Annotated in this window: 25 protein-coding genes and 2 tRNA genes; 16 read left to right on the top strand and 11 right to left on the bottom strand. The window is 55.9% G+C overall.

Going from position 1 to position 22,472, the window contains the following annotated elements:
- Window positions 1–184 precede the first annotated feature (184 nt).
- Both gloA and rnt read left to right on the top strand, forming a co-directional pair.
- Window positions 185–592 carry a lactoylglutathione lyase gene (gene gloA, locus ACOTXT_RS09080; protein WP_008500591.1) on the top strand — a complete coding sequence of 136 codons (408 nt, stop codon included), beginning with the start codon at window positions 185–187 and terminating at the stop codon, window positions 590–592.
- Between the two features lie 95 nt (window positions 593–687).
- On the top strand, window positions 688–1,347 hold the full coding sequence (rnt, locus tag ACOTXT_RS09085) for a ribonuclease T (RefSeq protein WP_219292016.1): 660 nt from the start codon (window positions 688–690) through the stop codon (window positions 1,345–1,347).
- Window positions 1,348–1,422: 75 nt separating this feature from the next.
- On the opposite strand, the gene grxD is transcribed toward rnt, so the two are convergent.
- Window positions 1,423–1,770, bottom strand: a complete 348-nt coding sequence (gene grxD / locus ACOTXT_RS09090) for a monothiol glutaredoxin 4 (RefSeq protein ID WP_003832760.1) — start codon at window positions 1,768–1,770, stop codon at window positions 1,423–1,425.
- Window positions 1,771–2,108: 338 nt separating this feature from the next.
- On the opposite strand from grxD, the gene ACOTXT_RS09095 reads away from it, so the two are divergent.
- Window positions 2,109–2,882, top strand: a complete 774-nt coding sequence (locus tag ACOTXT_RS09095) for a C40 family peptidase (protein ID WP_333163787.1) — start codon at window positions 2,109–2,111, stop codon at window positions 2,880–2,882.
- 122 nt (window positions 2,883–3,004) lie between these two features.
- Window positions 3,005–3,586, top strand: coding sequence for a superoxide dismutase [Fe] (gene sodB, locus ACOTXT_RS09100; RefSeq protein ID WP_023292633.1), 582 nt, complete (start codon window positions 3,005–3,007; stop codon window positions 3,584–3,586).
- A 38-nt stretch (window positions 3,587–3,624) separates the two neighbouring features.
- On the opposite strand, the gene ACOTXT_RS09105 is transcribed toward sodB, so the two are convergent.
- Both ACOTXT_RS09105 and ACOTXT_RS09110 read right to left on the bottom strand, forming a co-directional pair.
- Window positions 3,625–4,791 carry an MFS transporter gene (locus ACOTXT_RS09105; RefSeq protein WP_021241126.1) on the bottom strand — a complete coding sequence of 389 codons (1,167 nt, stop codon included), beginning with the start codon at window positions 4,789–4,791 and terminating at the stop codon, window positions 3,625–3,627.
- A gap of 163 nt (window positions 4,792–4,954) precedes the next feature.
- The gene (locus ACOTXT_RS09110; RefSeq protein WP_008500596.1) at window positions 4,955–5,044 is read right to left on the bottom strand and encodes a YnhF family membrane protein; all 90 of its coding nucleotides are present in this window, start codon (window positions 5,042–5,044) and stop codon (window positions 4,955–4,957) included.
- A gap of 297 nt (window positions 5,045–5,341) precedes the next feature.
- Between ACOTXT_RS09110 and purR the strand changes: the two genes are divergently transcribed.
- Window positions 5,342–6,367: an HTH-type transcriptional repressor PurR gene (purR, locus tag ACOTXT_RS09115; RefSeq protein ID WP_014883552.1), complete on the top strand. Its 1,026-nt coding sequence runs from the start codon at window positions 5,342–5,344 to the stop codon at window positions 6,365–6,367.
- 17 nt (window positions 6,368–6,384) lie between these two features.
- Here purR and punR read toward each other — a convergent pair whose 3' ends face one another.
- Entirely contained in the window at window positions 6,385–7,296 is a 912-nt protein-coding gene (punR, locus tag ACOTXT_RS09120) for a DNA-binding transcriptional activator PunR (RefSeq protein WP_008500598.1), read from the bottom strand.
- 114 nt (window positions 7,297–7,410) lie between these two features.
- Between punR and punC the strand changes: the two genes are divergently transcribed.
- A complete protein-coding gene (gene punC / locus ACOTXT_RS09125; protein WP_055321194.1) occupies window positions 7,411–8,610 on the top strand; it encodes a purine nucleoside transporter PunC in 1,200 nt (399 codons plus the stop codon).
- 298 nt (window positions 8,611–8,908) lie between these two features.
- Window positions 8,909–10,057 (top strand): cyclopropane fatty acyl phospholipid synthase, encoded by a 1,149-nt coding sequence (gene cfa, locus ACOTXT_RS09130; protein WP_055321195.1) that lies wholly within the window; start codon window positions 8,909–8,911, stop codon window positions 10,055–10,057.
- 32 nt (window positions 10,058–10,089) lie between these two features.
- Here the strand turns inward: cfa and ACOTXT_RS09135 are convergent, their stop codons facing one another.
- Window positions 10,090–10,731: a riboflavin synthase gene (locus ACOTXT_RS09135; RefSeq protein ID WP_008500602.1), complete on the bottom strand. Its 642-nt coding sequence runs from the start codon at window positions 10,729–10,731 to the stop codon at window positions 10,090–10,092.
- Between the two features lie 225 nt (window positions 10,732–10,956).
- Between ACOTXT_RS09135 and mdtK the strand changes: the two genes are divergently transcribed.
- The 4 genes from mdtK (at window position 10,957) to ACOTXT_RS09155 (ending at window position 14,356) form a co-directional block, all read left to right on the top strand.
- Window positions 10,957–12,330: an MdtK family multidrug efflux MATE transporter gene (gene mdtK / locus ACOTXT_RS09140; RefSeq protein ID WP_055321196.1), complete on the top strand. Its 1,374-nt coding sequence runs from the start codon at window positions 10,957–10,959 to the stop codon at window positions 12,328–12,330.
- A 153-nt stretch (window positions 12,331–12,483) separates the two neighbouring features.
- Window positions 12,484–12,560: transfer RNA gene (locus ACOTXT_RS09145), tRNA-Val, on the top strand.
- Window positions 12,561–12,564: 4 nt separating this feature from the next.
- Window positions 12,565–12,641: transfer RNA gene (locus ACOTXT_RS09150), tRNA-Val, on the top strand.
- Between the two features lie 119 nt (window positions 12,642–12,760).
- Entirely contained in the window at window positions 12,761–14,356 is a 1,596-nt protein-coding gene (locus ACOTXT_RS09155) for an FAD-NAD(P)-binding protein (RefSeq protein ID WP_055321197.1), read from the top strand.
- Window positions 14,357–14,384: 28 nt separating this feature from the next.
- Here ACOTXT_RS09155 and ACOTXT_RS09160 read toward each other — a convergent pair whose 3' ends face one another.
- Complete coding sequence (locus ACOTXT_RS09160; RefSeq protein WP_008500605.1) at window positions 14,385–15,020, bottom strand: carbonic anhydrase; 636 nt, start codon at window positions 15,018–15,020, stop codon at window positions 14,385–14,387.
- 72 nt (window positions 15,021–15,092) lie between these two features.
- A complete protein-coding gene (locus tag ACOTXT_RS09165) occupies window positions 15,093–15,875 on the bottom strand; it encodes a hypothetical protein (protein WP_055321198.1) in 783 nt (260 codons plus the stop codon).
- Window positions 15,876–16,000: 125 nt separating this feature from the next.
- Between ACOTXT_RS09165 and ACOTXT_RS09170 the strand changes: the two genes are divergently transcribed.
- Entirely contained in the window at window positions 16,001–16,141 is a 141-nt protein-coding gene (locus ACOTXT_RS09170) for a hypothetical protein (RefSeq protein ID WP_008500607.1), read from the top strand.
- A 45-nt stretch (window positions 16,142–16,186) separates the two neighbouring features.
- Here the strand turns inward: ACOTXT_RS09170 and ACOTXT_RS09175 are convergent, their stop codons facing one another.
- Entirely contained in the window at window positions 16,187–17,593 is a 1,407-nt protein-coding gene (locus tag ACOTXT_RS09175) for a DUF1996 domain-containing protein (RefSeq protein WP_055321199.1), read from the bottom strand.
- Window positions 17,594–17,737: 144 nt separating this feature from the next.
- Entirely contained in the window at window positions 17,738–17,905 is a 168-nt protein-coding gene (locus tag ACOTXT_RS09180) for a hypothetical protein (RefSeq protein WP_008500610.1), read from the bottom strand.
- A gap of 251 nt (window positions 17,906–18,156) precedes the next feature.
- On the opposite strand from ACOTXT_RS09180, the gene ACOTXT_RS09185 reads away from it, so the two are divergent.
- The 4 genes from ACOTXT_RS09185 to ACOTXT_RS09200 are packed head-to-tail and all read left to right on the top strand — an operon-like array spanning window position 18,157 to window position 21,251.
- Window positions 18,157–18,987, top strand: a complete 831-nt coding sequence (locus tag ACOTXT_RS09185; RefSeq protein WP_072253605.1) for an ABC transporter substrate-binding protein — start codon at window positions 18,157–18,159, stop codon at window positions 18,985–18,987.
- Window positions 18,988–18,989: 2 nt separating this feature from the next.
- The gene (locus ACOTXT_RS09190) at window positions 18,990–19,805 is read left to right on the top strand and encodes an amino acid ABC transporter ATP-binding protein (RefSeq protein ID WP_045353762.1); all 816 of its coding nucleotides are present in this window, start codon (window positions 18,990–18,992) and stop codon (window positions 19,803–19,805) included.
- On the top strand, window positions 19,805–20,581 hold the full coding sequence (locus tag ACOTXT_RS09195) for an amino acid ABC transporter permease (RefSeq protein ID WP_055321200.1): 777 nt from the start codon (window positions 19,805–19,807) through the stop codon (window positions 20,579–20,581). Before ACOTXT_RS09190 ends, ACOTXT_RS09195 begins: the two co-directional genes overlap by 1 nt.
- Window positions 20,565–21,251, top strand: coding sequence for an amino acid ABC transporter permease (locus tag ACOTXT_RS09200; RefSeq protein ID WP_055321201.1), 687 nt, complete (start codon window positions 20,565–20,567; stop codon window positions 21,249–21,251). The genes ACOTXT_RS09195 and ACOTXT_RS09200 overlap by 17 nt, the downstream gene beginning before the upstream one ends.
- Here ACOTXT_RS09200 and fumD read toward each other — a convergent pair.
- Window positions 21,232–21,441: a fumarate hydratase FumD gene (gene fumD / locus ACOTXT_RS09205; protein WP_023343959.1), complete on the bottom strand. Its 210-nt coding sequence runs from the start codon at window positions 21,439–21,441 to the stop codon at window positions 21,232–21,234. The genes ACOTXT_RS09200 and fumD overlap by 20 nt on opposite strands.
- 110 nt (window positions 21,442–21,551) lie before the next feature.
- Entirely contained in the window at window positions 21,552–22,364 is an 813-nt protein-coding gene (locus ACOTXT_RS09210) for a MetQ/NlpA family ABC transporter substrate-binding protein (RefSeq protein ID WP_008500616.1), read from the bottom strand.
- Between the last annotated feature and the right edge of the window lie 108 nt (window positions 22,365–22,472).

Consider the following 22,472-nt stretch of genomic DNA (forward strand, 5'->3'; position numbering starts at 1 on the left):
CGGGTCTGGCGGCGTTTACTGGAAAACTCACTGTCGGCAAAAGTCAGTTGCTGGCTCATCCGGTTACTCATTCTGGGTTCAGGTTACAACACGATGATCTCACATCTCGGACTTATTCGCACCTTCCCTAAAACATCGTTTCTGATCAAAAAGCTTTTTTATTCCATTGGTTAATGAGGAAATTATGCGCCTACTTCACACCATGCTGCGCGTTGGCGACCTGCAACGTTCAATCGATTTCTACACTAACGTCCTGGGCATGAAGCTGCTGCGCACCAGCGAAAACCCGGAATACAAATACTCGCTGGCGTTCGTGGGTTACGGCCCGGAAACGGATGAAGCGGTGATCGAGCTGACCTACAACTGGGGCGTTGACAGCTATGAGCTGGGCACGGCCTACGGCCATATCGCGCTGGAAGTGGACAACGCAGCCGACGCGTGCGAACGCATTCGCAAAAATGGCGGTAACGTTACGCGCGAAGCGGGCCCGGTAAAAGGCGGCACCACCGTGATTGCGTTTGTGGAAGATCCGGACGGTTACAAAATCGAGCTGATTGAAGCCAAAGACGCCGGTCGCGGTCTGGGCAACTGATCCCTCAGGGCGCAACGTGCGCCCGTAGTTTTACTGCATCACCCCGCAAAATTTGCCATAATGCGCTCTGCTTTTTCCCCATGTAAGAGACCCTGATGTCCGATAACGCTCAATTTAGCGGTCTGTGCGACCGTTTTCGTGGTTTTTATCCCGTTGTCATTGATGTAGAAACAGCCGGATTTAACGCTAAAACCGATGCGCTGCTCGAAATTGCCGCCATCACGCTGAAGATGGATGAACAGGGCTGGCTTACACCGGACACCACGCTGCATTTCCACGTTGAACCTTTCGAAGGGGCAAACTTACAGCCGGAAGCGCTGGCGTTTAACGGTATCGATCCGCATAACCCGCTGCGCGGTGCCGTCAGTGAATATGATGCGCTGCACGCCATTTTTAAAATGGTGCGCAAAGGCATGAAGGAGAGCAACTGCAGCCGCGCCATTATGGTGGCTCATAACGCCACCTTCGATCACAGCTTTACCATGGCCGCCGCCGATCGGGCCGCGCTCAAGCGCAACCCCTTCCACCCGTTTGTGACCTTCGATACCGCCGCGCTGAGCGGCCTGGCGCTGGGACAAACGGTGTTATCAAAGGCCTGTATTACGGCTGGCATTCCGTTCGATGGCACGCAGGCGCACTCCGCGCTGTATGACACGGAGCGTACCGCAGAGCTGTTCTGTGAGATCGTCAACCGCTGGAAGCGTCTGGGCGGCTGGCCGCTGCCGATGGATGATGAGGCCGAGCGCCAATCGTAGGTCGGGTAAGCGCAGCGCCACCCGACAAAAAAAAAGCGACCACATAGCAGGTCGCTTTTTTATTTCCGCAGAAAGTTACTCTGCGTCCGGCTCTTCCGTTTTGTACTTCGCCGCCGTCTCTTTGATCAGCTGCTGCAGTTCGCCGCGCTGATACATCTCAATCAGGATATCGCAGCCGCCCACCAGCTCGCCGTCCACCCACAGCTGCGGGAAGGTCGGCCAGTTAGCGTATTTTGGCAGCTCAGCGCGGATGTCCGGGTTCTGCAGGATATCAACGTAAGCAAAACGCTCACCACAGGCAGACAGCGCCTGAACCGCTTGCGCGGAGAAGCCGCAGCTTGGCAGCTTTGGAGAACCTTTCATATACAGCAGAATCGGGTTTTCAGCGATCTGGCGCTGGATTTTTTCAATAGTGGTGCTCATGTCTTGCTTCCTTTAACTTCTGTTACGGCATTCGTCTGACATTGTAGCGGTTCAGACTGGCATCGGAAAATAACATTTTTGTCACGTATAGACATTCTACTCCGAGTGATGAAAAGTTGCATTGCAAATGGTGTTTACCCCTGCGTCAGTCAGGGTTTTGCTTAGGGAATGGGCAAATGTACGACAGAACGATGAATTTTTTTGCACTTGCTAACGAAACAGGATCGTAGATTGAAAAATGGTATTAACTTTCTGGCTTTTTATGGATTAGAATCGACGGGCTTTGTAAATCACACGCGGGTATTATTGATGACCTGCATTTATCAGGGGACTGCCCAGTGGCGCGGATAAATAAAATCTCGATCACGCTCTGTGCTTTACTGTTTACTTCACTCACCTTCACGCCAGTGGCAAACGCCTCTCAGCAGGCGCGGCATTCTGCTGTACAAAAAAACCATCTGGTGAAAGCCACAGAACGTAAGAAAAAAACCACCGCTAAGAACGACAAGAAAAAGACAACCACACAGACTAAAAAAACCGCTTCAAGCAAGACGAAAACCACCTCTTCCCGCACTGCCTACACCGCCAAAAGTAAAGCTTCGCAAACCGCCGCTAACCTCGTGACTGAAAAATGCATCGCGCGTAAAGGCCATAAGGCGAAATGCACCAAGGTCACCAAAATAGCGGAAGTGCATAAAGTGCGCGTCCAGAAAGCGCAAAAAACCGCAATGAACAAGCTGATGGGGCAGATTGGCAAACCGTATCACTGGGGCGGGACTTCGCCACGTACCGGTTTTGACTGCAGCGGCCTCGTCTATTACGCCTATAAAGATCTGGTCAAGTTCCGCATTCCTCGCACCGCCAACGAGATGTACCACCTGCGCGATGCTTCCCCGGTCAACCGAGGAGAGCTGGAGAACGGCGATCTGGTCTTCTTCCGCACGCAGGGTCGCGGGACGGCTGACCACGTTGGCGTCTATGTCGGCAACGGAAAATTCATCCAGTCACCGCGTAGCGGCCAGGATATTCAGATCACCTCGCTCAGTGAAGACTACTGGGTGCGCCATTACGTCGGCGCGCGTCGCGTGATGACGCCGAAAACCATTCGCTAACCCCTACCCTGCCACACCCGTGGCAGGGTAAGTTCCTCTTTTGCATACCCTTTCAATTTGCTATCCTGTCCCTGTTGTCTGTGTGGTTATTGGCAACACAAAATACAATAAGGAGAGAAGCAATGTCGTTCGAATTACCTGCACTACCGTATGCAAAAGACGCCCTGGCCCCGCACATTTCTGCGGAAACCCTGGAATATCACTACGGCAAACATCACCAGACGTACGTCACCAACCTGAATAACCTGATCAAGGGCACCGATTTTGAAGGCAAAACGCTGGAAGAGATCGTGCGCAGTTCTGAGGGTGGCGTATTCAACAACGCCGCTCAGGTGTGGAACCACACCTTCTACTGGCACTGCCTGGCGCCAAACGCCGGTGGCGAACCTGTCGGTGAACTGGCTACCGCCATCAACGCCGCCTTTGGCAGCTTCGCGGAATTCAAAGCGAAGTTCACCGATGCCGCCATCAAGAACTTCGGTTCAGGCTGGACGTGGCTGGTCAAAGAGGCGGATGGCAAACTGGCTATCGTGTCTACCTCTAACGCAGGCACCCCGCTGACCACCAGCGCGAAGCCGCTGATGACCGTGGACGTATGGGAACACGCTTACTACATCGATTACCGCAACGCGCGCCCTAACTACCTGGAGCACTTCTGGGCACTGGTTAACTGGGACTTTGTGGCGAAGAACTTCGCCGCGTAAGAGACACGCAGAAGGGTTCGCCCTTCTGCGTTTTTGGTTTATTCCGCAGCGCAGGCTGCTTCTGGCTGTTTACGACCCGACATCATCACCAGCAGCAGACCGAGCGCGGCAATAATCGCCCCCATCACCGGCACAAAACTGTACCCCAGCCCACCGGAAATCACGGCCCCACCGGCCGCCGCACCGAGCGCATTGCCCAGGTTAAAGGCGCCAATATTGACCGAGGATGAGAGGCCCGGCGCTTCATGCGCGACACGCATCACGCGCATCTGCAGCGGTGGCACCACCGCGAACGTTGCAGCCCCCCAGACGACCATTGCGATCGCGGCACCAAACTCGTTGCGCGCCAGCCACGGAATGGCGATCATGATAACAATCAGCAGGGTTAAGAAGCCCTTCAGCGTTCCGCTCACGGAACGGTCGGCAAATTTCCCGCCGAGATAGTTGCCAATCGAGAAGCCCACGCCAATCAGCACCAGCATCGCGGTAACGAAGAGAGGCGTTGCGTGGGTGATGTCATGCAGGACCGGTGAAATGTAGGTATACAGGGTAAACATCGCCCCTGCCCCGAGCACGGTGGTCAGCAGCGCGGAGAGCACCTGCGGGCGCATCAGCACCGCCAGCTCCTTACGCACTTCCGGACGTTCTCCGGCGCTGCCCTTTGGCAGGGAGAAGAACAAGGCCACCATCGCGACCACGCCCAGTCCGGCCGTCGCCAGGAAGGACATCCGCCAGCCAATGACCTCGCCCAGCCAGGTTGCCGCAGGAACGCCGCCGATGTTAGCGATGGTCAGACCCATAAACATGGTGGCTACGGCGCTGGCCTGCTTGTGTTTCGGCACCACGCTTGCCGCCACAACCGACCCCAGCCCAAAGAACGCGCCGTGGTTAAGGCTGGTCAGAATACGCGAAAGCATCAACGTGGTGTAGTCCGGCGAAATGGCCGAAAGCACGTTGCCGAGGGTGAAAATCGCCATCAGGAAAATCAGCGCATTGCGGCGCGCGCGGTGTGAAAGAAGAAGCGTCATCAGCGGCGCCCCCACCATCACGCCAATGGCGTAGGCGCTGATTAACATGCCGGCCGCAGGGATCGAGACGTCCACGCCGCGGGCGATAACGGGCAGTAACCCCATCGGGGAAAATTCAGTGGTGCCAATCCCAAAAGCGCCAATCGCCAGGGCCAGCAGGGGAAAATTGATTTTCATGTGTCAACTCCGGATGCCGTGTCATGTGGTGACACAGAACAAAGAAGCGGAAAGCATGACATCAATCACAAAAAATGAGAAGTTAACAAAATGGCAAAAGATTTTTGCCTTAGGAGTAACAATCGAGGTGAGCGGGAGGGAGAAGGCTCTCCCTCCGCGTAAATCAGTGCAGCGCGGCCGTCAGACCCGCCGCGACAATCAGAGCCAGCACAACCACGGTGGTGAACAGCGAAAACTTCAGATCGGAACTCATCAATTTTTCTCCTTTTAATCCCCCCACGAAAAGTGAGCCTGCTCATTTTTGCATAATTTACGTCAAAAATCTTCCTGGATTTAGGCTGATAAACACTTTACCTCTTCCCCTTTTCATCAAGATAGGACAAAATTCCACGCTAAATTTATTAGCGTACCGGCCATTGACCCCCTCCTGACGTCCCGTGTCGTTTTCCCGGCGTGCCGCAATTCAAGATTGCGTGATAAGGGTGAGAGAAGGCAAACGTTTACCTTCAAGTTTTTCAGGAGCTTAGGATATGGTCTGGAGTGACATTTAATGGCAACAATTAAAGACGTAGCAAAACGCGCAAACGTTTCCACTACAACCGTATCACATGTAATTAACAAAACCCGTTTCGTGGCGGAAGAGACGCGCAACGCCGTCTGGGCAGCGATCAAGGAGCTGCACTATTCGCCAAGTGCGGTTGCGCGCAGCCTCAAGGTTAATCACACCAAATCCATTGGATTGCTGGCCACCAGCAGTGAAGCGGCCTATTTTGCCGAGATCATAGAAGCGGTAGAGAAGAACTGCTTCCAGAAAGGCTATACCCTGATTCTGGGCAACGCGTGGAACAGCATAGAAAAACAGCGCGCCTACCTGTCGATGATGGCGCAAAAGCGCGTCGATGGCCTGCTGGTGATGTGTTCCGAGTACCCGGAATCCGTGCTGTCGATGCTGGAAGAGTATCGCCATATCCCCATGGTGGTCATGGACTGGGGTGAAGCGCGCGCGGACTTCACCGACTCCGTTATCGACAACGCCTTCGAAGGCGGTTACATGGCGGGTCGTTACCTGATCGAACGCGGTCACCGCGAGATTGGCGTGATCCCCGGTCCGCTGGAGCGTAACACCGGCGCGGGCCGTCTGGCCGGTTTTATGAAAGCGATGGAAGAAGCGCTGATCACCGTGCCGGAAAACTGGATCGTACAGGGCGACTTTGAGCCGGAATCAGGCTACCGCGCGATGCAGCAGATCGTTTCCCAGCAGCACCGCCCGACCGCCGTTTTCTGCGGGGGTGACATCATGGCCATGGGCGCGCTCTGCGCCGCCGATGAGCTGGGTCTGCGCGTACCGCAGGATATTTCCGTGATCGGGTATGACAACGTGCGCAACGCGCGCTTCTTCACCCCGGCGCTGACAACCATTCACCAGCCAAAAGATTCGCTGGGCGAAACGGCCTTCAATATGCTGCTGGACAGGATCGTCAACAAGCGCGAAGAGTCGCAGTCCATTGAAGTTCACCCGCGCCTGATTGAACGCCGTTCCGTTGCGGACGGTCCGTTCCGCGACTACCGTCGTTAATCCCTTTACGGGGCCAGCTACGCTGGCTCCCGTAACCATTCCCGGTTTAGGGTTTCGCTGTCTCCCAGATAATCCAGCAGCCAGGCCATGGCGGGCGAGACATCATTTTGTTGCCAGGTCAGGCAGCAGGCCGCGTCCGGGAACGGGTTCTCCAGCGTCAGTTCAACCCATTCTCCGGTATCGATGCGCGGACGCGCAAAATGAGCGGGCACCATCGCAACGCACAGCCCGGCGCTGAGGCACGTCGCCGATGATTCCCAGTCAGGAGCCACCACCCGCCGCTGGTTGTCCAGAAGCCAGGTGATACGCTTGGGCAATGAACGGGACGTATCCTCCAGCACCAGCGACGGCCAGTTGCGCAGCGTATCGTCGCTCAGCGGACCTTCCATCGCTGCCAGAGGATGATCGCTGGCCACCACGCATTTCCAGCTCAGCATACCCATGTCGCGAAAGGCGTAACGTCCCCCGACCGGGATCGCCTGCGTCGCGCCAATCGCCATCTCCGCCCTGCCGTCCGCCAGCGCATCCCAGACGCCGTTGAACACCTCCTGCGAGACCCGTAGCTCGACGTCAGAGAAATGACGATAGAAATCCACGATCATTTGTCGGGTGCGTTCCGGCTTCACGATGTTATCTACCGCGATGGCGAGATGCCCCCGCCAGCCGTTGGCGATCTGCTGACACTGTTCGCGGGTGATCTGCATTTTTTTGATAACAGAACGCCCTTCTTTCAAAAACCATGCTCCGGCGGGCGTTAATTCCACGTCGCGATGCCGCCGTTCAAACAGCGGAACCGCCAGCCACTCCTCAAGCTGACGCACCGTGTAGCTGATGGCCGAAGGGACGCGGTGCAACTCCTGCGCTGCACCGCTAAAGCTGCCGTTACGCGCAACAGCATCGACCACTTCAAGAGAATAATCTGACCACATTTTCTGCCTGCAAAAAATTTGAATGCACCCGCCAAATATTAGCGTTTCACAAGCCGCTTTGCACTCCCTACACTCTGCGCCAACGTACACCTGCCTCCTCAGGAGAATAAAAGAATGCAACCCAGGAAAGGATTTTTAGTCTGGCTCGGCGGCTTAAGCGTGCTGGGCTTTTTGGCCACCGACATGTACCTGCCCGCGTTTGCCGCGATGCAGGAAGACCTGCAAACCCCTGCCGCGGCCATCAGCGCCAGCCTGAGCCTGTTCCTTGCCGGTTTTGCTTTCGCGCAGCTGCTCTGGGGACCGCTCTCGGATCGCTTCGGCCGTAAACCGGTGCTGCTGCTGGGTCTGGCCATTTTTGCCGTGGGCTGCCTGGGGATGCTGTGGGTGCGCGATGCTACCTTGCTGCTGGTGCTGCGCTTCGTTCAGGCCGTGGGCGTCTGTGCTGCGGCGGTGACCTGGCAGGCGCTGGTGACCGACTACTACCCGGCTAACCGCACAAACCGTATTTTCGCCACCATTATGCCGCTGGTGGGCCTCTCCCCTGCCCTGGCTCCGCTGCTGGGCAGCTGGATCCTCGCGCACTTTGACTGGCAGGCCATTTTTGCCACGCTGTTTGCCATCACGCTGGTGCTGATGCTGCCGGCGTTTGCCCTTAAACCCGCGCATAAAAAAGAGGCGCATGCCGACGCGAAGCCGATTACCTTCACCTCCCTGCTGAGCGCCAAGGCGTATCGCGGGAATGTCCTGATTTATGCCGCCTGTTCGGCCAGCTTCTTCGCGTGGCTCACCGGCTCGCCGTTTATTCTGCACGATATGGGCTACAGCCCGGCGGCCATCGGTCTGAGCTATGTTCCGCAGACCATCGCGTTCCTGGTGGGCGGGTACGGCTGCCGCGCGGCGCTGCAAAAATGGGAAGGTCAGCAGATGCTGCCATGGCTGCTGGTGCTCTATGCGCTGAGCGTCATCGGTACCTGGGCCGTCGGGTTTATTCCGGGCGCGGGCCTGGCTGAAATTTTGATTCCCTTCTGCGTGATGGCCGTGGCGAACGGGGCGATTTACCCGATCGTGGTGGCACAGGCGTTACGTCCGTTCCCGCAGGCGACAGGCCGCGCCGCCGCGCTGCAAAATACCCTGCAGCTGGGTCTGTGCTTCCTCGCAAGCCTGGTGGTCTCGGCGCTGATTGCGACGCCGCTGTTGACCACCACCAGCGTGATGCTGGTCACCGTTGCGCTGGCGGTATTGGGTTACCGCATGCAGGCGTCCGCGCAGCGTGAGCAGGATAGCGGTGCGCAGGTGGAAACCTCGCATGCCTGATTGCGCCAGAAATCATGTTACATTTCAGTGATTAGGTTGCTAACAATTTTCTATTGAATCACCAAATTTTGAGGCCTATACTAAATTTGGTTCGATTAAATACGATAAATATTAAGTGTTAACGGGAGCCGGAGTGCTCCCGTTTTACCATGGAAGGCATTTCGGCAAGGGTTATCTCCCTTCCTCTGTTCTACGTCGGATACTAGCCTCGCGGTATTTACCGTGAGATTTCTCACAAACCAAAAAAAGCGTCTACGCTGTTTGAAGGTTCTGATCACATCAGGGTGATGGAGAAGCTATGAGTTCATCGTGTATAGAAGAAGTCAGCGTTCCGGACGACAACTGGTCCCGGATCGTCAGTGAACTGTTAGGTCGAGCAGGCATCACTATCAACGGATCTTCGCCATCCGATCCCCAGATTAAGCATCCCGACTTTTTTAAACGCGTGTTGCGGGAAGGATCGTTAGGCCTGGGAGAAAGTTATATGGACGGCTGGTGGGAGTGCGAACGTCTGGATATCTTTTTTGCCAGCGTGTTGCGCGCCGGTCTGGAAAATCAACTCCCCCGCAATCTGAAAGACACCCTGCGTGTCGCCTCTGCCCGACTGTTTAACTTGCAAAGTAAAAAACGCGCCTGGATCGTCGGCAAAGAACATTACGATCTCGGCAACGACCTGTTCAGCCGCATGCTGGACCCTTTCATGCAATATTCCTGCGCCTACTGGAAAGACGCGTCGACGCTTGAGGAAGCACAGCAGGCCAAGCTGCGCCTGATCAGCGAGAAGCTGCAGCTACAGCCCGGCATGCGCGTGCTGGATATCGGCTGCGGCTGGGGCGGGCTGGCGTATTTTATGGCGAAGCACTACGGCGTCAGCGTGGTCGGCGTGACGATCTCAGCGGAACAGCAAAAAATGGCGCGGGAGCGCTGTCAGGGTCTTGACGTGGATATCCGGCTGCAGGACTACCGTGACCTGAACGAGCAGTTCGACCGGATCGTTTCCGTCGGCATGTTCGAGCACGTGGGGCCAAAAAACTACGACACCTACTTTGAGGTGGTGGATCGTAATTTGAAACCGGACGGCCTCTTCCTGCTGCACACCATCGGCTCTAAGCGGACCGACAACAACGTTGACCCGTGGATCAATAAATACATCTTTCCGAATGGTTGTTTACCGTCCGTTCGCCAGATTGCCAACGCCAGTGAATCCCATTTCGTGATGGAAGACTGGCATAACTTTGGCGCGGACTACGACACCACCTTAATGGCATGGCATGAACGTTTCCAGAAAGCCTGGCCCGAGATTGCGGACAACTATTCAGAACGATTTAAACGGATGTTTAGCTATTATCTGAATGCCTGCGCGGGGGCGTTTCGCGCACGGGATATTCAGCTCTGGCAGGTGGTATTCAGCCGGGGGATTGAACACGGGCTACGTGTCGCACGCTAAAAAAAATAACCCCGGATAGCCGGGGTTATTTTTTATTCTTCTTCTGCGGTCTTTATTATTGCGGCTTCTTTTGCTGCCAGCACGCGCTCCACCGTATCAACCACGGCCTGGGTTTGCGGATCGATTTCGATATTCACGCGATGCCCCAGTTTTTTCGCGCCCAGCGTGGTGCGCTGCAGCGTTTCAGGAATTAAATGCACGCAAAAACGCGTTGGCGTCACTTCTCCCACCGTCAGGCTAATCCCGTCAATGCCAATAAATCCTTTATAGAGGATGTATTTCATTAATGACGGGTCCTGCATTTTAAACCAGATTTGACGGTTATTTTCCGAGGTCACGATTTTCGCCACTTCGGCAGTGGTCATGATGTGCCCGGACATCAAATGGCCGCCAATCTCATCGCTGAACTTCGCCGCGCGCTCAACGTTGACGGTATCGCCTACCACCAGCTCGCCCAGGTTAGTGATCCGCAGCGTCTCTTTCATTAAATCAAAGCTAATCTGGTTGCCGTTAATTTCGGTCACGGTCAGGCAGCAGCCGTTATGGGCAATCGAGGCACCGGTTTCGATGCCCTCAAGCATATATTCCGGCAGCTCAACAACATGAGTACGGAAATTAGGTTTTTCATCAATGGACACCACTTTGGCAGTGCCCTGCACAATACCAGTAAACATGCTTACAACTCCTGTTTTTTCCGAACGGTGATGACACCGTTTAATCCCTCCACAATAACAGTTGGAAAAACAGGTTGCCAGCGGAGCGCATTTTCTGGCGATTTTTTCACTAGATAAATAGCTAAAGCCCGCTACAATAGCTGGCACCCCCCTGCATTTTCTTCTTGCTGCCCGTTTCGGCGGCTTTTTTAGTCTCTCAAATAACTACAAAATAAAGGTGTTCACGTGCAGAAGTACATGAATGAAGCGCGCCAGTTATTGGCACTGGCTATACCCGTGATCGTCGCGCAGGTGGCCCAGACCGCAATGGGATTTGTGGATACGGTAATGGCAGGTGGCTACAGCGCCACCGACATGGCGGCCGTTGCTATCGGCACGTCAATCTGGCTTCCGGCCATCCTGTTCGGCCACGGTCTGCTGCTCGCGCTCACGCCTGTTATCGCTCAGCTCAATGGCTCGGGGCGCCGCGAGCGCATTGCCCATCAGGTCCGCCAGGGTTTCTGGCTGGCCGGGTTTGTCTCTGTGCTGATCATGGTCGTGCTCTGGAACGCGGGCCATATCATTCGCGCTATGCATAACATTGACCCGGCCCTGGCGGACAAAGCCGTGGGCTATCTGCGCGCCCTGCTCTGGGGGGCGCCTGGATATCTCTTCTTCCAGGTGGCGCGTAACCAGTGTGAAGGTCTGGCGAAAACCAAGCCCGGCATGGTGATGGGCTTTATCGGGTTGCTGGTCAACATTCCCGTTAACTATGTTTTTATTTACGGTCATTTCGGGATGCCGGAGCTGGGCGGCGTCGGCTGCGGCGTGGCGACGGCCGCCGTTTACTGGGTCATGTTCTTCTCAATGCTTACCTTCGTGAAGCGCGCCCGCTCCATGCGTGATATTCGTAACGAGAACAGATTCAGCACGCCGGACTGGAACATCATGACGCGCCTGGTGCAGTTAGGGTTGCCGATTGCCCTTGCGCTGTTCTTTGAGGTGACCCTGTTTGCCGTGGTCGCCCTGCTGGTCTCCCCGCTGGGCATTGTGAACGTCGCCGGGCATCAGATTGCGCTCAACTTCAGCTCCCTGATGTTTGTCCTGCCGATGTCGCTGGCCGCAGCAGTGACGATTCGCGTGGGCTTCCGCCTGGGGCAAGGCTCGACGCTCGATGCGCAAACCGCCGCGCGCACCGGACTGGGCGTCGGCGTCTGCATGGCCATTTGCACGGCGCTTTATACCGTGGCGCTGCGCGAGCAGATTGCCCTGCTCTACAACGACAATCCGGAAGTCGTCGCGCTGGCCTCGCACCTGATGCTGCTGGCCGCGATTTACCAGATTTCGGACTCCATCCAGGTGATTGGCAGCGGGGTGCTGCGCGGCTATAAAGACACGCGTTCCATTTTCTTTATCACCTTCATCGCCTACTGGGTGCTGGGTCTGCCGTGTGGGTATATTCTTGCCCTGACCGACCTGGTGGTTGACCGCATGGGACCGGCGGGGTTCTGGATGGGCTTTATCATCGGCCTGACGTCGGCGGCAATTATGATGATGTTGCGCATGCGCTTCCTGCAGCGCCAGCCATCAACGATCATTTTGCAACGCGCTGCACGTTAAATACGCAGTAGCCGCCGCCCGGCGGCTACTTTCTCTTCACTTTGCGCGGTAATACAGCAATCGCGTGAAATCAGAGAGAAAATTGCATTTTCCCTCTTGCCACCTCGGTGCTGTGCCGCTAATATTCGTCCCCGTTGTCACCGACAACACGTTGCGTTCATAGCTCAGTTGGTTAGAGCACCACCTTGACATGGTGGGGGTCGTTGGTTCGAGTCCAATTGAACGCACCATTCTGCGTCCGTAGCTCAGTTGGTTAGAGCACCACCTTGACATGGTGGGGGTCGGTGGTTCGAGTCCACTCGGACGCACCATTTCAGTCCTGAAATGGTGCAAATTCTCCTCAGTTACCCTGAATTTTCTTAATCCCTTATTTTCATCATTATTCTCCTGCTACGCTTTTCCTATGGAAAAAAACACAGGAAACGTGTTGATGAAGAAGATCGCGATTATCGGCTCCGGCCCCACGGGAATTTACACCTTTTATCATCTGCTTAATAACAATACCCCACTCTCCGTTTCCGTCTTTGAACAGGCCGATGAAGCTGGCGTGGGCATGCCCTATAACGATGACGATAATTCCCGGCTGATGCTGGCGAACATTGCGAGCATTGAAATCCCGCCCATTTTTATGACCTACCTCAACTGGCTTAAGGAGCAAAGCGACGACCATCTGGCGCGCTTTAAAGTTGATAAAGCCAGCCTGCACGATCGGCAGTTCCTGCCCAGGCTCCTGTTGGGAGAGTATTTTCGCGACAGCTTTCGTTCAATCGTAAAAGAGGCGAAAAAGCTGGGGTTCCAGGTTGAGGTCCATGAATCTGCGAAGGTCACCGACATCAACCCTTCGACAACCGGCGTGACGATTTCGGTCAATGACCGCACATTAGCGGATAAATTCGACCTGGCGGTTATTGCCACCGGCCACGTCTGGCCAGAGGAGGATGAAGCCACGCGCACGTTCTTCCCAAGCCCGTGGTCCGGCCTGATGGACGCCCGCATTCCCCCTTGTCGCGTGGGCATTATGGGCACCTCGTTGAGCGGCCTGGACGCGGCTATGGCGGTGGTGATGCAGCACGGCGAGTTTCGTGACGGTAAATTCATCCTCGACAGCGGCAGCGAAGGGTTAAACATTACGCTGATGTCACGGACGGGCATTCTCCCGGAAGCCGATTTTTACTGCCCCATCCCTTATGAACCGCTGTCGGTATTGACCGAATTCGTAGTGGAAAGCGAGATAGCCAAAGGACCGGATGGCCTGCTTGACCGAGTCTTTGCCCTGATGGTGAAAGAGCTTGAACTCGCCGACCCGGCGTGGTGCGAGAAAATGTCTCTGCGTACGCTTAATGCGGACACCATTCGTGAGGCCTGGTTTGAGGATCGTAAGCGCCACGGGCCCTTTACCTGGGCGGAAGAGAATCTCAACGAGGTTGAACGCAATAAACGCGAGCGCCGTACCGTGGCATGGCGCTACACCGTGCTTCGGCTGCATGAGGTCGTTCAGGAGATCGTTCCCCATCTTAGCGAGCAGGACAGAAAACGCTTTAAGCAGGGCCTGGCTCGCGTGTTTATCGATAATTATGCTGCCATCCCGCCGCAGTCTATTCGCAGGCTGCTTGCGCTTCGCGAGGCCGGCATCATTAGCGTGGCGGCGCTCGGCGATGATTACACGCTTGATGCCGGCAGCGATCGGACAGTCATCACCACACAAGAGACCGTTTATCGTTTCGACGTCTTTATTGATGCGCGCGGGCAAAAGCCGCTTAAAACAAACGATCTGCCTTTCCCATCGCTGCGCGGACAGCTTGAGGAGACGGGCGATGAGATCCCCGACATCGGCGAGGATTACACGTTAAAAGCGCCAGATACGGTTCGTGGGCGCATCGCCTTCGGCGCAATACCGTGGCTGATGCACGATCGTCCCTTCGTTCAGGGGCTGGCAGAGTGTGCGGAGATTGCAGAAGCGATGGCGAAGGCGGCTGAAAAACCGGCCTCAGGTATACGGCGTCGGTTGCCGTACGTGGAGAACTGACAGGGCTTCCATGCCCTGCAACGCGAGATTATTCGAAGAACACTTCCGGGTTTTCAGACAGCGAGACGAAGCTTTTCGTCGCTTTATCCAGGGCGAGAATTTTGCCGCTTTCAATGTCGTATACCCAGCCGTGCAGGCGAAGCGAGTTATTACGCAGGCCCACCGCGACGGACGGGTGGGTCTTGATGTTGCTGAGCTGCGCAAAGACGTTTTCCTGCACCATCGCATTCACTTTATCGATCGGCTTATCCCAGCTTTTCTTCTCTACCACGGCTTTTGCCGCGTCGGAATAGCGCAGCCAGTGCGATACAGCAGGCATCGGCTCCAGGTTCGCGTTATCGGCAATCGCCTTCATCGCGCCGCAGTTGGAGTGGCCGCAGATCACGATGTCGGTCACGCCCAGCGCCACTACCGCGTACTCGATAGTTGCAGAGACGCCGCCTGGCTCCGGCCCGAACGGTGGAACAATGTTGCCAGCATTACGAATAACAAAGAGTTGTCCCGGCTCTTGCTGGGTGACCAGTTCAGGGACCAGACGGCTGTCGGAGCAGGAGATAAACAGCGCTTTGGGATTCTGGCTGGACGCTAAACTGCGAAAGAGCTCTTTACGTTGCGGGAAAATCTCTTTTTGAAAGCTGAGAAAACCTTCAATGATATGTTGCATAGCAATTTCTCTTTTATCTGTTTTCGTTTAGGCATGATCGAGATCACACTCGCAAAGTTTACCCACCGTGCTTCACTTGAGACAAGCAATATATTTCTGGCCCGACCGCTGCACGATGTCATCGGCGTTTGCCGGAATGTTCTGCCCTTCGAACGCGCCGTAAAGACGGGCGAACGATTTTCCCGACAGGCGCCGGGTAACGTCCTCAACCGTACGGGCAGGCAGCGGAAGCATATTCGGGTAGCTCCACATGAACGACACGGCCTCTTTCCCTGGGGTCACCTGCAAAATGTCTCCCGCCAGTAAAACGCCCTCACCCTCCTGCCAGTGCAGTACCGTTCCGCCCGCAAAATGCCCGCCGAGACGCAGCAGCGTAACCGACGGTACTATCTCCAGCGCATCGCCATCCCAGAAATGAATCGCCGGGCTGTCGCGCATCACCCACTCGCTATCGCTTACGTGCAGATAGACCGGCGCGTCGAAAGCCGCGGCCCACTCCTGCATCGTGGTGTAATAGTGCGGATGCGAAATCGCAATCGCGCGAAGGCCGCCGAGTGTGGCGATGAGCGTTTGGGTTGCAGGATCAAGGTTGGCGATGCAGTCCCAGAGAATGTTACCGTGGGGAGTACGCAGGAGCAGTGCCCGCTGGTTAATGGCAAAAGCGGGTACCGTCTTGATACTGAATAACTGCGGCTCCAGCTGCTGCCATTTGTTGGCGTGTGTCGCCGTTACCGTCGCGTAATCGATCCACGCCTGGCCGCTGGCCGGAACATACTGACGTTCATCCTCGCAAATGGCACATCTCTCCGGCGTTCCCTCATAAGAAGTACCGCAGGTTCTACAGAGTGTAATCATGAGCGCTCCTCAGTGATAAAGCACTGAGTATGGCAGGGATTATCCTTATGTGCTGCGAGGTACATTGCTGGCGTTTTTTACCCTATACTGTGCCAGTATCAAAAACCGAACAGAGCAGGTGCAACATGGAAATTGATCTCGATAACTTAGTTTTTAACGGCCTGGATGAAGCGGAAGAGCGTAACGCAGAACGTCTGGACGATGCGGATAAAAAAGCGCAGGCGATTATTGCCGACGACGACTGCGGCGACGCCTGCAAGATCTGATAAAAAAGCACCGGAAAACCGGTGCTTTTTTCATTGCGGGGAAGATTACAGCTCAGGCGTCTTTTTAAACCCCGTTAGCATCAGAACCAGGCTTTCTGATGAAGACGCCGGTTCGAACTGGTAATGATTCCCCTGGCGGTCACCGCCGATATACCAGGAGATTTCGGTTTTTCCTTCCGCCAGCGCCTTGCGCACGGCTTTGTCCACGTTCACCATCCGGTATTCACGAGAATGGTTCAGATAGAGCACTGCGTCGGAGCGATAGTTACAGGCCGGACGCGAGGCCCATCTTACGGTAGCAGGATCCCAGTCATTGCTGGCCGAATAGAAGAAGATCTGATCGGCACCGTTAGTTTCCACTTTCCCGCCATAAATCCGCACGCGGTATGTAAACTGCGAAGGATCCTGCCCGGCAGGCAGAGGGGGAATGTGGAACTTCACCAGCGACAGCGTTTCGCTGTTTTTCGTGCGTCCCCCGTTCTGCCAGTTATCCTGCACCAGTAAAACCTGCGGTTCGGGCTGGGAGAGGTCTGGCTCCAGGCTGCTGAGCCAGACGTTGGCCTTCGCTCTGGAATAACCATACGGGACGGTGGTGCCACAATCTAACCCGCGGTTCATGCACAGGTCAGTCATAAAGCGCGCGGCGTCTTCCGTCCAGCCGTTCATGAAATCTGCATGCGCCGTATACAGACTACCCCACCGCTCTTCTCGCTCATCGCCGTGCATGATGGGGTCCATGGAGAGCTGCACTTTGCTGGTATCAAGCGAGCTAATCGTCGGGAGTACGTAAGCAATGTTCATGTTCGCGGTGGGAATTTTCACCGGGAAGGTGGACGGGCACTGCCCCTTGACGTCGTAGGTGGCGTTAATCAGACCATGGGCAGGCTTCAGGTTCACTCCATCCCAGCAGTTAGGAAACTGAATGCCGATATTAAACTGCACGGCATCGTTCGCCTTGCGCAAGCCGCAGACCTCACCGGTTTTGGTGGTGTAACCCTTGCCGTTGGCACATAAAAAGGTGATATGTGGATTCGGCGCACTACCGTGATGGTCGCCCGCCAGCAGCGACAGCCCCGCCGGGAAAGGGTGTAGCGGCCAGGCGTCCACGTTCGATGCCTGATAATAGGTTTTTTGATACGCCGGTTTGACGACCGTGCCGTCAGGCAGGCGAAGCGAAGGTGCCCAGTAGGCAGAGCTGTCGGCTTTGTTATCGCAGGTGGTCTTTTCATCCCGGCGCAGGGATTCACGGCTGGAGTCAGCATCCGTTTGCACGTTGCCGAAGAAGTCGTGCAGCATGGCCTCGTTGGGCATGCCGTACATCATAATGGCGTCATCGCCAAGGGTATGGGAATAGCCGCAAACAACATGCGCCTGCGGTGCGGCGTGTGCCGCATGAATTGTGAAAAGTAGCGCAGGGACAGAAAGCGCGCGTGTTAACGTGGTCCGTTTCATCATTTTCTCCATGACTGAAAGGACACATTGGTAACAAAAGCGGGCTAATTAACCGAATGATTCAGAGCGTACTTTTCCGTCTTTTGAGGCTTTACAGACGTCACGCACACCTCATTCCAGTACGTTTCGCGCGTGCGGCGCAGTTCAGCGTGGCGTTTTGTCATGGAACCACTCCGGGTCAATGTTGGCAACGTCTACGCCATACAGGCTGGCGACAGGCAGTATCGACTCAAGAACACGTTGCGCGCTGTTCTCCGCATTCGCTGGTCGGGTCGCAAAAAACCGCCGTAACGTGCTGATCCATTTTTTCATCGTCTTACCCTCTCTCGCCGTATCTGCCTTCAGTTAAGCACCCCAATCCCGTGCAGGGGAAATACCAAAATCCACTGTCGATGTGCAGGATCTGCAAATAGCGCCCCGTCCTTTTCACGCTTCATTAACACCTTGTTCACTAATGCTTTTTTGCTCATAGCAAAGAACGATTTCTTATTTGGCGATAGCTTTCCCTTATGGGAGCGTAACGGGGTAAAACAAAAACAACGGGAACGGGATGGCGTATGACTATGGCAGCAAAAATGAAAGGGTTTAAAAAACGGACGCTGGTTCTGGGCGTAGTGGCAGCCTGGGGTCTGTTTTCAGCGCAGGCGCAGGCCGATCAGCTGGCGGATATCAAGGCAGCAGGGGTGGTAAAAGTCGCCACGTTTGATGCCAACCCGCCGTTTGGCTCGATTGATGCCAAAACGCATGAGATCGTGGGTTACGACGTGGACTTCGCCAAAGCGCTGGCAACATCGCTCGGCGTGAAGCTTGAACTGGTTGCCACCAATCCGGCCAACCGCATTCCGCTGCTGCAGTCCGGCAAAGCCGACCTGATCGTGGCGGATATTACTATCACCCCAGAACGCGCACAGGTCATTGATTTCTCGACGCCTTACTTCGTTACCGGCCAGCAGTTCCTCGTTCCGGCGAAATCTCCGGACAAGCTCGATGACTACAGCCGGGCGCGCATTGGCGCGGTCAAAGGCACGACGGGCGAGCAGGCGCTGCACCAGCGCTTCCCGCAGTCCCGCGTCCTCTCTTATGACGATATTCCGCTGGCGCTGACCGCGCTGCGCAACGGCAACGTACAGGCCATCACTCAGGACAGCACCATTCTGGCCGGTCTGCTGGCGCAGGCGCCGGATAAAGCCAACTTCAAAATCCTGCCCGACCTGCTGAGCAAAGAAGAGATTGGCGTCGGGGTGAAAAAAGGTGAAACGGCGCTGCTGAAAGCCGTCAACGATGAGCTGGTTAATCTCGAGAAGACTGGTCAGGCGGCTAAAATCTACGACGTCTGGTTTGGTCCTGGCACCCCTGCTCCACAGCCCCGCGCCTTTAAAATAGAAGCCAGATAATGATGCTCTCAGGTTTATTTTCCCACTCCGCGGCCGGTGCCGCGGATTTTTCACATCTGGAACAGGCCAGCGTCGAGTTTCGTCATGTGGACAAACGCTACGGTGACCATCAGGTTTTGAACGACATTAACCTCACTATTACGCCCGGTGAAGTGGTGGCCATCCTCGGCCCGTCGGGTTCTGGTAAATCCACCCTGATTCGTCTTATCAACCAGCTTGAACCCCTGAGCGGCGGGGAGATCCTGGTCGACAACAAGCCTACCGGAAAGCTCTCCGGTAGCGGGCTGCGCCAGCTGCGAAGCCGCGTGGGGTTTGTGTTTCAGCAGTTCAATCTTTATGCCCACCTCACCGCCAGCCAGAACATCACCCTGGCGCTTGAGCACGTCCACGGCTGGAAGCCGCTGCCCGCTCAGGCGCGCGCGCTGGCCCTGCTGGAGAAAGTCGGGATGCTGGAAAAAGCCCACCATTACCCGGCTGAGCTTTCCGGTGGACAGCAGCAGCGGGTGGCGATTGCCCGCGCCCTGGCCTCGTCACCGCAAATCATTCTCTTTGACGAGCCGACGTCGGCACTCGATCCCGAGATGATTGGTGAGGTGCTGTTTGTGATGAAAGCCCTCGCCCACAGCGGGATCACGATGATCGTGGTGACCCATGAGATGCAGTTTGCCCGGGAAATTGCCGACCGGATTGTCTTTATCGACGGCGGGCACATTCTGGAAACCGCGCCGCCGGCGCAGTTTTTCAGCCAGCCAGCGCATCCGCGCGCGCAGCGGTTCCTGCAAAAGGTGCTGGACCCGCTGCATCAGGAGCATCTGTAATGCCCGCGCTCGACTGGCAGGGAGTACTGACCGGACAGCCTCTGCAGTGGATACTTTCCGGATTTCTCACCACCCTGTGGGTGACGCTGGCGGGGATCGCGCTGGCCAGCCTGCTCGCACTGCTCTTTATGCTCCTGCGCCTGTCCGGTGGACGCGTCGGGAAAGCGATCGTCAGCGGCTGGGTATCGCTGTTTCGCAATACGCCGCTGCTGGTGCAGCTGCTGTTCTGGTATTTTGCCGCCTGGAACGGGCTGCCGCAGGCGTTTCGCGACGCGGTCAACGCCGATCACAGCTGGTCCATTCTGCCCGGCGACGTCTGGTGGTTTACGCCCGAATTTTTATGTTCTGCCTGGGGGCTGGGCGTTTTTACCTCGGCGTTTTTAATCGAAGAAGTGGAAGCCGGGTTGCGTTCTGTGCCAGCCGGGCAACGGGAGGCGGCGCTCGCCCAGGGATTCTCGGCATGGGGCGTGTTTCGCTACATCCTGCTGCCGCAGGGGCTGGCTAACGCCTGGCAGCCCGTTGTGGGCCAGTATCTCAACCTGATGAAGCTCTCCTCGCTCGCCAGCGGGATTGGCTTCGCCGAGCTCACCTACCAGGTCAGGCAGATCGAAAGCTTTAACGCACACGCGCTGGAGGCATTTACCCTCGGTACCGCACTCTATCTCCTGACCGGTCTGGTCATGGGAATGGTGCTGGTTCGCCTTGGGCCGCAGGCGAAACGTAAACGTCCGATCGTCGTCACCGCAGGGAGTGAAAAACATGATTGCCGGACTTAATGTCATCACCGATAACCTCGATTATCTGCTGTGGGGACGCGCGGCAGCCGGTGAACCGGGGGGCGTACTGCTTTCGTTAATGATGGCAGCAGGCGCTGCGGTTATTGCTCTGCCCGGAGGGATACTGCTCGCGTGCCTAGCCTGGCGCTTTACCGGGCTCGTGCGAAAAGTCCTCTTTTTATGGGCAGAGCTGATTCGCGGGATCCCGCTCATCTTCGTGATTTTCTGGATGTGGTATCTCCTGCCGCTCATCACCGGGGGCGATCTGCCGGGAGCGCTGACCGTCACGCTGGCGCTGGCCTGGTTTACGGCGGCCACCGTGATGCACTCAGTGCTGGCCGGGCTGAGCGCGCTGCCGACCGGGCAGTACGAAGCCGCGCTGTCACAGGGATTCAGCACGCAGCAAACCCTGTGGCGCGTGCTGCTGCCGCAGGCGCTGGGGAATATTTTGCCGTCTCTGGTGGGGATTTTTATCAGCCTGCTGAAGGATACATCGCTGGCGTTTATCGTGAACGTCCCGGAGCTGACCACGGTGGCGGGACAGGTCAACAACCGGGTGCAAATCTACCCGGCGGCCATTTTTATCTTTACGGGCGTGGTCTACTACCTGCTCTGCTGCTCGCTTGAGCAGCTTGCGAAGCGCTGGCGCCTTACCCGGCCAGCGCTTTAACCACCGTTTCCATCGCTTCGGTTGTCAATGCACTGCGTTTCACGCGCTGGTTCGCCAGCGCGGTACGCAGAACACCGGCAATGACAATATGCTTTGGCTCCTGCCCTAAATCACGCATCTCAAGCACCACCTTTCCGACCACCCGGCACATCTCCTGGTACAGCGCTTCATCTTTGGTCACGTTACCCATCGTCATCACTCCATTGCCTGTTAAACGTTGAGCTTAAATGATTCTCCTGCCGGATACAAAAAAGAAGCCCGGCGAGAGACTCGCCGGGCTTCATCTGTAAAATCAGTCAATTAGTTGTTTACTGGAATGACCGCGCCTTTGTACTTGGTGCGGATCCAGTCCTGAATCTCTTTCGAGTGCAGCACGTTCACCAGCGCGACGATGTCTTTCTTCTTCTCGTCACCGCGATGCACGGTAATGATGTTAGCGTACGGGTTGTTTTCACCGCTCTCAACCGCAATCGGGTCGTGAACCGGATCCAGACCCGCGTCAATCGCGTAGTTGGCGTTAATCACCACCGCGTCGCCTTCGTTATTGTTGTACATCTGCGGCAGCAGAGACGCTTCCACGTTAGGCGTGAACTTCAGCTTTTTCGGGTTCTCGACGATGTCGCTGATGCGCGCGGTGACTTTATCGATGCCCGGCTTCAGCTTGATCACGCCCTCTTTCTCGAAGATGGAAAGAATACGACCCTCTTCAGAAACCGCGTCACGCATGATGATCTTGCCACCTTCCGGCAGGTCTTTCAGCGACTTGTATTTTTTGGAGTAGATGCCGATTGGCTCAATGTGAATCGCGCCCGCACTGACAAAATCGTAGTCCTTATCGCCCGCATGATCTTTCAGCACGCTGTTCAGGTAAGGAATGTGCTGGAAATAGTTCGCATCGATGTCATGGCCCGCCAGCGCGGTGTTCGGCAGAATGTAGTCCTGGAACGGTTTAATCTCCAGGTCGATACCCTGCTTCGCCAGAATCGGCTTTGCCTGCTCCAGAATTTCCGCATGCGGCGTGTTGGATGCCCCCACGGTCAGGGTGTCGGCCCAGGAGGCGAAGCTCAGGGCACTCAGGGTTGCAGCGGCGATCAGCGTCAGTGTCTTTTTCATGATGTGGTTCCTGTGTGTTGTTGTTACCCTAAATAGTTCGAGTCACAGGAAGGCGGCAAGTGAGTGAATCCCCAGGAGCTTACATACAGTAAGTGACTGGGGTGAACG

Source organism: Enterobacter cloacae complex sp. IR5422 (genome assembly GCF_049238165.1).
Taxonomy (GTDB): Bacteria; Pseudomonadota; Gammaproteobacteria; order Enterobacterales; family Enterobacteriaceae; genus Enterobacter; species Enterobacter roggenkampii.

Bases quoted from the DNA above. Each gene is read 5' to 3' on its own strand.
- punR (WP_008500598.1), bottom strand. From the start codon at position 7,296: ATGTGGTCAGATTATTCTCTTGAAGTGGTCGATGCTGTTGCGCGTAAC.
- ACOTXT_RS09155 (WP_055321197.1), top strand. From the start codon at position 12,761: ATGAAGAAGATCGCGATTATCGGCTCCGGCCCCACGGGAATTTACACC.
- grxD (WP_003832760.1), bottom strand. From the start codon at position 1,770: ATGAGCACCACTATTGAAAAAATCCAGCGCCAGATCGCTGAAAACCCG.
- rnt (WP_219292016.1), top strand. From the start codon at position 688: ATGTCCGATAACGCTCAATTTAGCGGTCTGTGCGACCGTTTTCGTGGT.
- fumD (WP_023343959.1), bottom strand. From the start codon at position 21,441: ATGGGTAACGTGACCAAAGATGAAGCGCTGTACCAGGAGATGTGCCGG.
- ACOTXT_RS09175 (WP_055321199.1), bottom strand. From the start codon at position 17,593: ATGAAACGGACCACGTTAACACGCGCGCTTTCTGTCCCTGCGCTACTT.
- ACOTXT_RS09135 (WP_008500602.1), bottom strand. From the start codon at position 10,731: ATGTTTACTGGTATTGTGCAGGGCACTGCCAAAGTGGTGTCCATTGAT.
- ACOTXT_RS09210 (WP_008500616.1), bottom strand. From the start codon at position 22,364: ATGAAAAAGACACTGACGCTGATCGCCGCTGCAACCCTGAGTGCCCTG.
- purR (WP_014883552.1), top strand. From the start codon at position 5,342: ATGGCAACAATTAAAGACGTAGCAAAACGCGCAAACGTTTCCACTACA.
- cfa (WP_055321195.1), top strand. From the start codon at position 8,909: ATGAGTTCATCGTGTATAGAAGAAGTCAGCGTTCCGGACGACAACTGG.
- ACOTXT_RS09190 (WP_045353762.1), top strand. From the start codon at position 18,990: ATGCTCTCAGGTTTATTTTCCCACTCCGCGGCCGGTGCCGCGGATTTT.
- punC (WP_055321194.1), top strand. From the start codon at position 7,411: ATGCAACCCAGGAAAGGATTTTTAGTCTGGCTCGGCGGCTTAAGCGTG.
- ACOTXT_RS09110 (WP_008500596.1), bottom strand. From the start codon at position 5,044: ATGAGTTCCGATCTGAAGTTTTCGCTGTTCACCACCGTGGTTGTGCTG.
- ACOTXT_RS09180 (WP_008500610.1), bottom strand. From the start codon at position 17,905: ATGAAAAAATGGATCAGCACGTTACGGCGGTTTTTTGCGACCCGACCA.
- ACOTXT_RS09170 (WP_008500607.1), top strand. From the start codon at position 16,001: ATGGAAATTGATCTCGATAACTTAGTTTTTAACGGCCTGGATGAAGCG.
- ACOTXT_RS09185 (WP_072253605.1), top strand. From the start codon at position 18,157: ATGGCAGCAAAAATGAAAGGGTTTAAAAAACGGACGCTGGTTCTGGGC.
- ACOTXT_RS09200 (WP_055321201.1), top strand. From the start codon at position 20,565: ATGATTGCCGGACTTAATGTCATCACCGATAACCTCGATTATCTGCTG.
- ACOTXT_RS09105 (WP_021241126.1), bottom strand. From the start codon at position 4,791: ATGAAAATCAATTTTCCCCTGCTGGCCCTGGCGATTGGCGCTTTTGGG.
- ACOTXT_RS09195 (WP_055321200.1), top strand. From the start codon at position 19,805: ATGCCCGCGCTCGACTGGCAGGGAGTACTGACCGGACAGCCTCTGCAG.
- sodB (WP_023292633.1), top strand. From the start codon at position 3,005: ATGTCGTTCGAATTACCTGCACTACCGTATGCAAAAGACGCCCTGGCC.
- ACOTXT_RS09160 (WP_008500605.1), bottom strand. From the start codon at position 15,020: ATGCAACATATCATTGAAGGTTTTCTCAGCTTTCAAAAAGAGATTTTC.
- ACOTXT_RS09165 (WP_055321198.1), bottom strand. From the start codon at position 15,875: ATGATTACACTCTGTAGAACCTGCGGTACTTCTTATGAGGGAACGCCG.
- gloA (WP_008500591.1), top strand. From the start codon at position 185: ATGCGCCTACTTCACACCATGCTGCGCGTTGGCGACCTGCAACGTTCA.